A 7,528-nucleotide genomic window follows, 5' to 3' on the forward strand; every position below is an offset into this window, starting at 1 on the left:
GGCGCCACCGATGCGGTCGCCGCCGAAGGGGCATTTCCCCTGCATCTCGAAGGTCTCGGTGTTCAGTTTGCTGGAATCGGCGATATTCAAGGTCACTTCCTCTCAAGGATGATGATGGGTCGGCATGCGACGCCCGTCGGTCCGCCCTCATCGAGGGTCCGACGCGAAGCGGGTCATGCCGTTAGCCCCGGGAGCACCCATGGCGCCCGAGCCTTGGCCATTCCCGTCCGAGGGCCTTCAGTCCTCGCCGCCACGGCATTCCATTGCCGGCGGGGCTGTCGAGCAGTTCAACTCGCAAGTCTGGTCCGCCCTACAATACCACTGCAGCGATCCCCGACTGATGCAGGAACCCGCACAGTGCTTGTGGGGAACGCCGACCGGCTCTGAGAAGGACAATGGAGGGTCGTTTCGGACTGGGTTGGAACCCGCCGTCCCGGACGTTTGCATCGCCGCGAACGCGAAGATCGCGCAGGCCCACTTCCGGGCCGCATAAGAATGCTTCGACATCATCCGAGCGATCTCGCACCCAAATGCAGATTAGAACAATTCTTAAAATTATATTCATTTTTCGCCGCGCGTCTTGACGGGCGGCGCCCGGTGATACTCCTCCCCCGACGCCATGCCCGCCAATCGACGACAGGCTCGGCGTTCAGCCAGTCACCGAGGCACGACGTTCCACCGCTGGGCATGCCATCTCGAAGCGACATCCCCCGTGGGGACCATCACCGACGCTGAGCGGGAATCCGTGCAGCTTGGCGATGGCCGCGACGAGGCCAAGGCCGAGCCCGTTGCCATGCGTCTGCCTGGCACGTTCCGCACGGTAGAACCGCTTGAAGACATGGTTGCGTTCGTCGGCGGCGATGCCCGGACCCGTGTCTTCCACGGACACCACGGGAACGCCGTCGCGCCGAGCAAGGCCGATCCCGACGCGGCCTCCGGTCGGGGTGAACTTGATCGCGTTGTCGAGGAGGTTCGAGATCGCCTCGAAGATGAGGCTGCGGTCGCCCCGAACGGCGGACGCTTCCTCCTCGATGCGGATGCCGAGGGCGATTCCCTTCTCGTCGGCCAAGGGTTCGAACAACTCCGCGGCCTCGCTCACAACGAGCCGTAGGTCGACCGGACCGAAGGCGGCGCAGCGCCGTCCGTGCTCGATCTCGCCGATGCGCAAGACAGCCGTCACCATCTCCAGCGTCTGGTCGATCCAGACGAGGCCCTGGTCCACCGCCTGGCGCAGTTCCTCGATGTCGCGGGCTTGATCCCGGCCCCGCTCAAGACGCAGACGCAAGCGGGTGAGCGGCGTCCGCAGGTCGTGTGCGACGGCGTCGCCCACCCCGCGCACCTCCTCAACGAGGCGCTCGATCTCGGCGAGCATGCCATTGACGTCGCGCGCCAACCGGTCGAATTCGTCCCCCGCCTCGCCGACTGGCAGGCGCTGGCGCAAGTCGCCCCGCATCACGCGCGCAACCGCCGCTTCCGTGGATGCCAAGCGTCGCCGGGCGCGTCCGGCGAGCAGGACGCCGCCGAGGATGGAGAAGGCCAGGGTCGGCACGAGGGCGAGGCCGAGCGCTCGGATCACCGTGGCCTTCGCGCGGTCGATCTCATCGGTGTCGTGGGCTACGACCACGATGCTGCCGTCGTTCAGGGCCACGGCCGCCGACCAGAGTTCCTCGTTCAGGCGCCGTCCCGCGATGGCGACCTGCGCCCCGATCCGGTGGACCTCGCCATCTACCGGCAGGCTTGGCGGCTGCGCATCGAGGTTTCCTGCGCGCTTACTACCGTCGGCCCCGAACAGGCCGGCGAAGTGGACGCTGTGGAGATCCTCGCTGATCCATGTCTCGATGCGGTTGACCGCTTTCGCGGGCTCGCGGGCGGCATAGTACGCCTCGTGGCGCAGGACCTGGGCGAGCTCGTCCTGCATGAAGGCGGCAGTCTGCCAGTACACGAAGGCGAACAGCAGCAGCGACAGCAGGGTCGACCATAGGGCGATGGCGAGCGCCCAGCGGAATGCGAAGGAACGTACGAGCCTAGACATCGGGGGACAGGGTGAAGCCCTCTCCCCGGACGTTATGGATGAGCATCGGCTCGCCTTCGGCCTCAAGCTTCTTGCGCAGGCGTCCGAGATGCACGTCGATGAGATTCGACTTCGGGGTGAAGCGGTAGTTCCACACCTCCTCGAACATCATCGCCCGGGTCACGACCTGCCCGTGCCGTCGCATCAGGTATTCGAGCAGCTTCAGCTCGCGCGGCAGGAGGTCGAGGTCGCGCTGGCCCCTGCGACCGGTGCCGGCGATGAGGTCGAGCTCCAGCGTCCCCACCCTGAGGACCGTCTCGCGAACGTCGGTCGGACGCCGTAGCAAGGCCTCGATCCTGGCCGCGAGTTCGGCGAGGACGAAGGGCTTGCCGAGATAGTCGTCGCCCCCGGCGCGCAGGCCCCGGATGCGCTCGTCGACATCGCCGAGCGCGCTCAGGACCAGGGCCGGGGTCCGGTCGCCCGACCCGCGCAGGTCCCGCAGCAAGGTGAGACCGTCCAGGCCCGGCAGCATCCGGTCGAGGATGATGGCGTTCCACCCACCCGAACGGGCTGCGACCGCACCGTCCGGGCCGGTGGCGGCCCACGCGACCTCATGCCCACGCCCATGCAGGTCGCCGAGGATTTCCTCGGCCGTCGCGGCATCGTCCTCGATCAAAAGCAGCTTGGCCAACCCGGTGCACTCCCGGGCTCAACGCCCCCGTCCCGGTGCATGATGTGGTTCGGGACAAGGCTCACGACCACGAGTGTGAACGCGAATTTAATGGTGCGGGTGCCGCCCCGTCCTATGTCCTAGAATGAATCTAACCTAATCGATGGACGATAGCGTGCTGCTGGAGGCGGAGACGGACGTGCTCGAGAACGGCGAGGGAGGGATCGCCGGTCGTGGCCAGGCGCGCGAGCGCTCGGACTTCGAGGGATCGAGCGCGGCAGGAGCGTCCGTCGGGTACGCCCCATCCGGTCAGCTCCCCAGGGGGATGAGGCCTCGGTCCTTGTTGGCCGTCGTCGCCTGCCTGATCGCGGTCGCACTGGCAGGCAGGTGGTATCGCGAGGCCGCCAAGCCATTTTTTGAGCCCGTGCTGAACCTCACTGGTCTTGCCCCCACCGCACCTGACACCGTGCCGAGCCCGAATGGGGCCGCTTCCGAACAGCCGACCGAGGACAACGTCGTTCGGCTCGATGCCGATGGGCAACGCCGCCTTGGACTGGCCTTCGGGCAATCCGAGACCCGCCGGATCATCCTGCCCGTGCGGACCCCCGGCATGGTCGCCTTTGATGAGCGCCGGGTCACCCGCCTCAAGCCGCGCACCTCGGGCCGGGTGCTGAGCTTGTCCGTGCAGCCCGGCGACCGGGTGAAGGTCGGCCAGACGCTGGCGACCCTCAATGCCTCCGGCGTCCTCGATGCCCGCAACGGCCTCGCCGCGGCGCAAGCCAGCCTCGGCGAGGCGCAAGCCACGGAAAAGGTCGCCGAGACCAACCTCAAGCGCGGCAACGATCTCGTGAAGATGGGCGGGGTCGCTCAGGCCGAGGTCGACCGCCGGCAGGTAGACCTCGCCAAGGCCCATGCAGCCACCCTGTCGGCCCAATCCCAGGTCGACCTCTACCGGGCGCAGTACGAGCGTCTGGCACCCACGCCTGGACAGGCACCCGGCACCAGCGCCATCGTCTCGCCGATTGACGGCGTGGTCACGGCCGCCGGCATCACCCTGGGCGAAGTCGTCGACACGAACCGCGACGCCTTCACGGTGGCGGACCCATCGCAGATCCAGGTCCTGGCCAACCTCTACGGGCACGACATTGCCACCGTGAAGGAAGGCGACCGAGCGACCATCGAGGCTCCTGTCGCGGCGCATCCGCGCTTCGAGGGCCGTGTGCGTTCGGTCAATGCGGCCATCGACCCGATGACCAACACCGCCCCGGCCCGGATCGAGATCGCCAATCCCGACGGGAGCCTGCGCGCCAACATGTTCGTCTCCGTGGAGATCGCCGCCGATCTCGGGCGCGACGGCGTCACGGTGCCGTCCACCGCGATCCAGCAGACGGAGGGTGGTCCCATCGCCTTCGTGCGCATCGGCGACGACCGTTTCGAGAAACGGGACGTCACGCTTGGGGTCCAGCGGACCGACTGGGTCGAGGTGAAATCGGGAATCCAGGTCGGCGAGACGGTGGCGACGCAGGGCAGCTTCGGGCTCAAGGCGATCCTGATGCGCGCGCTGCTTCACTCGACGGATTGAGGACCCGATGAACGCTTGGTTCGCCCTCCTCATCCGCCGCCGCTGGCTGGTCCTGATCCTGGCACTCGCCGGGGCGGTCGGAGGCATCGTGAACCTCGAGGGCCTGTCCATCGACGCAGTGCCCGACATCTCGCCCAAGCAGGTCATGGTGCTGACGCTGTCGCCGGGCCTCGGGCCCCTGGAGGTCGAGCGCCTCGTCAGCTTCCCAGTCGAGAACGCGATGGCCGGAGCGCCGGGACTATCGGGCATCCGCTCGACTTCGCGCTACGGCGTCTCGGCCGTCTACGTCACCTTCGACGATTCCATGTCGATCACGGAGGCACGGTCCCAGGTGTTCCAGCGCCTGCCTCTGGCGAAGACCATGATGCCGACAGGCGTCGGCGATCCCGAGATGGGGCCGATGGCGACGGGTCTTGGCGAGATCTACCAGTTCGAGGTGCGCGGCCCGGGCTACTCGCCGATGGCGCTGAAGCGCATCCTGCAATGGACCATCGCGCCCAAGCTCAAGCTCACGCCCGGGATCGCCGACGTGAACATCTACGGCGGACAGATGCCAACCTACGAGGTCCGCATCGCCGCCGAAAACCTCCACCGCTACGGCGTGACGATGGCCCAGGTCTACACGGCGCTGTCCGAGAACAACGCCGCACGTGGCGGCGCTTACATCGAGCACAACGACCAGCAGGAAGTCATCCGCGGCCTCGGCCTGGCCAAGGACACGAAAGACCTTGCCAACATCGTCGTGACGACGGGCCCCGGCGGCGTGCCGGTGACGGTCGCCACCCTGGGCGAGGTGGCGGAAGCCCCAAAGGTGCGTCTCGGCGCCGTGACGCACGATGCGGCGGGCGAGACCGTCGTCGGCATCGCCATGATGCAGCAGGGCGAGAACGCCAGCGCGGTGGTCGAGCGGGTCAAGCAGACCCTCGCGGATCTCCGGCCGCAACTGCCGCCGGGCGTCGAGATCGTTCCTTACTACGACCGCAGCACCCTGGTGGCGCGCACCATCCGAACCGTCGAGCACAACCTCATGGAGGGGGCGGTGCTCGTCATCGTCGTGCTGCTGCTCCTTCTCGGTAACCTCCGGGCCGGCCTCGTGGTGGCGGCCGCGATCCCTCTCTCAATGCTCATGGCCTTCGCGGGCATGCGGCTGTTCGGGCTGTCGGGCAATCTGATGAGTCTGGGCGCCATCGACTTCGGCCTCATCGTCGACGGCGCCGTGGTGATGATCGAGAACGTCCTGCGCGCCCGGGGCGAGCACCCCGAACGCCCGGCCGAGGAAGTGATCCGCAAGGCGACCGTGGAGGTGGCCCGGCCGATCCTGTTCGCGGTCGCCATCATCATCATGGTCTACCTGCCCATCCTCGCCCTCGAAGGGGTCGCCGGCAAGATGTTCCGGCCGATGGCGCTGACCGTCATCCTGGCTCTCGCCGGCTCCCTCGTCCTGACGATGACGCTGATGCCGGCGCTCGCCGCCATCGTGCTGGCCGGCCCCGGCCTCGGCGAGCGCGAGACCCGCCTCGTCCATTGGGCGCGCAGCGCCTACACGCCGGTCCTGCGCCTTGCCGAGCGCCGTACCGGTCTCACCGTCCTGGTGACCCTCGGCCTCTTCGCCGGAAGCTGCTGGCTGGCGACGCGGCTGGGCGGGGAATTCCTGCCCAAACTCTCCGAGGGCTCCATCGTCATCACCTCGGAGAAGCTGCCGGGCATCAACCTCGATGCCTCCCTCAAGGTCATGCACCGCATCGAGGAGACCCTGAAGTCGTTCCCGGAAGTGAAGCGCGTCGTCTCGCTGACCGGCAGCGCCGAGATCCCGACCGACCCGATGGGCGTCGAGTCCACCGACAGCTTCATCACTCTGACGGACCCCGCGACCTGGACCACGGCGCGGACTCAGGAAGGGCTCGTCGCCGCCCTCGACAAGCGCTTGCGCGCGGCGGTGCCGGGGGTGTCCTACGCGTTCTCGCAGCCGATCCAGATGCGGATGGACGACCTGCTGGAGGGCGTGCGGGGCGACGTCGCGATCAGCCTCTACGGCGACGACCTGAAGGTCCTCAAGGACAAGGCGGACGCCATCGTGCGCGCGGTCTCGGGTGTCATGGGCGCGGCCGACGTGAAGGCCGAGGCCCAGGCCGGCATGCCCGCCCTCTCCATCCAGGTCGACCGGGCGGGGGCCGCGCGCTACGGCGTCAACGTTAGCGACGTCCTCGACGTGGTGGAGAGCATCGGCGGCCGCACCGCCGGAATGATCTACGGCGAGGACAATTCCATCACCGACATCGTGGTCCGGCTGAAATCCGGGGACCGCGGCGACCTCGCGCGCATCCGCGACCTGCCGGTCGGCCGCAGCGGCAAAACGCTGGTGCCCCTCTCCCTCGTCGCCTCGGTGGACGTGGCGACGGGCCCCGCCCAGATCAGCCGCGAGAAGCTCCAGCGTCGGATCTCGGTCCAGGCCAACGTGCGCGGGCGCGACGTCCAGAGCTTCGTGCAAGAGGCGCAGGCAGCGGTCAAAGCCCACGTCACCCTGCCGCCGCGCTACTCGCTGCAGTGGAGCGGGCAGTTCCAGAACCTGCAGGAGGCCACGGCCCGGCTCTCGGTGGTGGTCCCGGCCGCGATGGCGGCGATCCTGGTGCTGCTCGTGGTGATGTTCGGCGACGTCCGCCTTGCCGGGCTGATCTTCCTCAACGTGCCGGTGGCCGCCACCGGCGGCATCGTCGCCCTATACCTGCGCGATCTGCCGTTCTCGATCTCGGCGGCCATCGGCTTCATCGCCACCTTCGGCATCGCCATCCTAAACGGGGTGGTGCTGACGAGCTACATCCGCGACCTCGAGCGCCTCGGCCTCGACCCGCGCGAGGCGGCGACCCGGGCCGCCGAGATGCGCCTGCGCCCGGTCCTGATGACGGCGCTGGTGGCGGCGCTGGGGTTCCTGCCGATGGCGCTCTCGACGAGTGCCGGCGCCGAGGTGCAGCGTCCCCTAGCCACGGTGGTGATCGGCGGCCTCATCACCGCAACCCTGCTCACGCTCGTCGTGCTTCCCGCCGTCTATCCCTACCTGGCGCATCTGCGGCTCCCCTGGCGCCGTCGCGACCAGGACGAGCCATCCGGCCTGGGAGCGAAAGGCGGCCAGCGCGCGGGCGTCGATGGCTAGAGGCCTTCGGACCGGCAACGGGCCTACCGTCTTCGTGGGGCGGCTAGGGTCTGTCGTCGCCTGAACGGATTGGTTTGGCTTTCGTTTTCGTCTCTCTGATGCAGGAGGGACGATGCT

The 7,528-nt window shown here is 68.0% G+C and carries 4 protein-coding genes; 2 read left to right on the forward strand and 2 right to left on the reverse strand.

Features of this window, described 5'->3' with window-relative positions; translation table 11 throughout:
• Positions 1–649 precede the first annotated feature (649 nt).
• Together ASF20_RS05520 and ASF20_RS05525 are read right to left on the reverse strand one after the other, a co-directional pair.
• On the reverse strand, positions 650–2,032 hold the full coding sequence (locus tag ASF20_RS05520) for an ATP-binding protein (RefSeq protein ID WP_056271830.1): 1,383 nt from the start codon (positions 2,030–2,032) through the stop codon (positions 650–652).
• Complete coding sequence (locus ASF20_RS05525) at positions 2,025–2,702, reverse strand: response regulator transcription factor (RefSeq protein ID WP_056271834.1); 678 nt, start codon at positions 2,700–2,702, stop codon at positions 2,025–2,027. Before ASF20_RS05525 ends, ASF20_RS05520 begins: the two co-directional genes overlap by 8 nt.
• Positions 2,703–3,006: 304 nt before the next feature.
• On the opposite strand from ASF20_RS05525, the gene ASF20_RS05530 reads away from it, so the two are divergent.
• Both ASF20_RS05530 and ASF20_RS05535 read left to right on the forward strand, forming a co-directional pair.
• Positions 3,007–4,263, forward strand: coding sequence for an efflux RND transporter periplasmic adaptor subunit (locus ASF20_RS05530; RefSeq protein WP_056271871.1), 1,257 nt, complete (start codon positions 3,007–3,009; stop codon positions 4,261–4,263).
• A 7-nt stretch (positions 4,264–4,270) separates the two neighbouring features.
• A complete protein-coding gene (locus ASF20_RS05535; protein ID WP_056271837.1) occupies positions 4,271–7,411 on the forward strand; it encodes a CusA/CzcA family heavy metal efflux RND transporter in 3,141 nt (1,046 codons plus the stop codon).
• The last annotated feature ends 117 nt before the right edge of the window (positions 7,412–7,528 follow it).

Source organism: Methylobacterium sp. Leaf88 (genome assembly GCF_001422795.1).
In the GTDB taxonomy this organism is placed as follows: Bacteria; Pseudomonadota; Alphaproteobacteria; order Rhizobiales; family Beijerinckiaceae; genus Methylobacterium.